Below are 3099 nucleotides of genomic sequence, written 5' to 3' on the forward strand. Positions count from 1 at the left end.
AGCAATATAAATACAGTTTGAGGAATATTTTAGTATCAAAGCTAGGACGCCCCTCGGTTTTAATGGTCTGAACTGTAAATCCTAAAGACCCCAAGTCTAACGCTTCGACAAAAGCTTCGACAAAACGAACGGGGTTTTCTAGAGAAATCGAGTCCTCTAAACTCGAAAAAAACAACTGATTGCGCGGTATTCCTGTGATGTGTTGCATCTTTAAATATACAACTTTTCTGCCTTTTACTTTGAAAATATGTACTATATTTGAAAGAAATAAACGGAAGTTTTTTCACAGACTGACGTTAGCTGTAATTTAAAAAAAAACCGTAAAATAAAAAATGAATAACAAAATCAAAACGCTTCTATATTTCCTGTTTTTAGGAATCATTAATAATGTAAACGCCCAAGTAACAACTACAGATTCATTTAATGGCATATGGAAAATGAGAGGATATGGAAAAATCATACAAATCAATGATTCAGTTGTAAATAACTTTGATGTTACTGCGATTTCACGCACACTAAATTCACAAATAAAAAAAGAATCTATAGAAGGAGAACTCGGAAAAATTGAACTACTAAATAAAAATGTTTTAACTCTTAAGGAGGGACAGATGAATTATTTTTTAGACCGAATAGATGAATTTCCAACTGCCGAAGTCAATTCAGAAAAGCAGAAGGATCCAAACTATATTTTTGATGTTTTTTGGAATACGATGAACGAAAATTATCCTTTTTTTAAGGAGAGAAAAATAGATTGGCCTGAAATTCAGACAAAATATGGAGATAAAAACATTAAGAATGAAAGACAGTTAGGCCGTATCCTGAAGAAAATAGTCCAACAATTAAATGATGAGCATACAACCATCATTACAAAGCGCACAAGTGATGCTTTGCCTTATCATGGATCAAATAAGTTTACGTCAAATTTAGAAGATAAAATATTAAACCATTATGTGAAAACTCCAAAAAGATATGGAAAAAGTATAAATGGTAATGGTCTTTTAAATTACGGAATTACAGAAAATAATGTTGGCTATATTCAAATTAACAACATGATGTTTTTTTCTGACAAGTATAATATTCCTAGTACTTCAGCAGGGTTTGATTATTTGTTCGCTTACTTAGCGGCAGCAGCTAATAATAAAAATCATGTCGAAGAGGAAAAAAAGGAAGTCAACACCCTTATGCAAAACATTATTGACGAACTACAGAATACAAATGCAATCATAATTGATTTACGCTTTAATATGGGCGGATTTGACTTTGTTTCTTTAGAGATGTTAAAGTATTTTACCAATACCAAAACCAAATTGTTCTCTAAAAAAGCAAAATTCTTAAACAGCTTTACTGAACCTCAGAATTTTTCTATTAATCCAGCGGATAAAACCTATAATAAACGTGTTTTCCTTCTTACCAGTCATCAAACAGCGAGTGCAGCCGAAATATTTACTTTAGGTTCTATGAAAATGAAGAATATTAAAAGAGTAGGTTCAAATACTCAAGGAGTATTTTCAGATGTTTTGGCAAAGAAATTACCCAACGGTTGGACACTAAATATCTCTAATGAGGTGTACCAAAATGAGACAGGAATTTGTTATGAAAATGTAGGTATTCCGCCAGATATAACCATTAATTATCCCAAAAATCCTATCTTTTTTATTGCTAAATTAAAAACAAGAATAAAAAGTGGCGATAAGGCAATTGAAATGGTTTATAAATTAATCGAGAAATAAACTACAGCTAACACGATGTTTTGCGAGATTTGGGTATTTGGCTTAATTTAAAGTTGGTTTTGTACTTGGAAAACTTGTGTTTAACCGAATAATAAATCATATTTAGTCCCAAACCTCGCAAAGCACGGGAACGTTAGCGGATATAATCCCAGAACCGAACGTAAAACATTGAAAACCAAACATAAAACTAAATAATTGGAAAAAGAAATCAGAATTGGAAAGAAAATTTTTATCCGAAGTGCGGGAAAAGATGAATATTGGTTACAAGATATTATTTACGATAATCCGAAAGTTCTCGGACTTGGAAATTTAGTTCCAGTAAACAAAGAAAAGAAACAATCAAGTGGCGGAAGATTGGACATTTTACTAAAAGACCCAGAGCAAAACTCAATGTATGAAGTTGAAGTTATGTTGGGAGAAACTGATCCAACACATATTATTCGTTCAATTGAGTATTGGGATAACGAAAAAAGAAAATATCCACAAAGGCAACATTTTTGCGTTTTAGTTGCCGAAAGTTTTGACAGAAGATATTTTAATGTAATTCAATTAATGAGTTTAAATATTCCAATGATTGCAGTTCAAGCAGATTTGTTGGAAGTGAACGGCGAAAAAATACTAAACTTTACAAAAATCATTGACATTTATATTGAACCCGAAGAAGATGAAGAAGATGTAAAAGTAGTTAACGAAGCAACTTGGACAAATGATGCGCCTTGGGTACATTCAAATGCAAAAGAGTTAGTGGAAATTTACAAAGACGAAAACAACAAAATAAATATTGGATTTACTCAAAGTTATGTAAGCATAAACATTGATGGAAAAAATGCATATTGGTTGCATAAACGAATGAAACCAACTTCTACTCTATCTTTTCTTGTGAAAGATGACGAAAAAGCAGAAGCTATAAAAAAACTTTTAGAAAGTAAAGAATTTAGTTTTACTTATAATCGTTACAAAGAATTTATGCTAAACATTGATGCGAAAATTATAAAATCAAATTCAAGTTTATTAAAAGAAATTCATCACATCAGATTTAAAAAAGTAATAGAAGAAGAATAATTACATCCGCTAACAGCTAGGGTTTCGTTGCGGCTGCAAGCCGAACAATGAACCCGCGGTTGAACGGAACCGGACATTGGCAGGAACTATGCACTTATCGTTAAAAAAATAGAGGGAATTTCAAGAGGCAAGTGAGCCTCTTTTTTTTTGGTGTTTAAATCAGGCTAATTTTATCCTGATATTCTTTCCCGAAGTTTCGGGATTGGGCACACCTGCCCTTACCCATAAAGTTATTTTTTACAGGGAATTGAACTTTGGCTACTGCCAAGATACCAAGTAGGCGGGCCACGCTGGTCAAAAACCGCTA

The 3099-nt window shown here is 32.3% G+C and carries 3 protein-coding genes; 2 read left to right on the plus strand and 1 reads right to left on the minus strand.

The window, feature by feature from the left end; translation table 11 throughout:
* Nucleotides 1-208, minus strand: a 208-nt coding sequence (locus tag E0F91_RS17455; protein ID WP_481797693.1) for a transposase, incomplete at its 3' end; no start/stop codon positions are given.
* A gap of 124 nt (nt 209-332) precedes the next feature.
* On the opposite strand from E0F91_RS17455, the gene E0F91_RS17460 reads away from it, so the two are divergent.
* Entirely contained in the window at nt 333-1730 is a 1398-nt protein-coding gene (locus E0F91_RS17460; RefSeq protein WP_132067628.1) for a S41 family peptidase, read from the plus strand.
* Nucleotides 1731-1925: 195 nt separating this feature from the next.
* Nucleotides 1926-2792, plus strand: a complete 867-nt coding sequence (locus tag E0F91_RS17465; RefSeq protein WP_132067629.1) for a hypothetical protein — start codon at nt 1926-1928, stop codon at nt 2790-2792.
* Nucleotides 2793-3099 lie beyond the last annotated feature (307 nt).

The sequence above is a fragment of the Flavobacterium sandaracinum genome, assembly GCF_004349135.1.
GTDB lineage: Bacteria > Bacteroidota > Bacteroidia > Flavobacteriales > Flavobacteriaceae > Flavobacterium > Flavobacterium sandaracinum.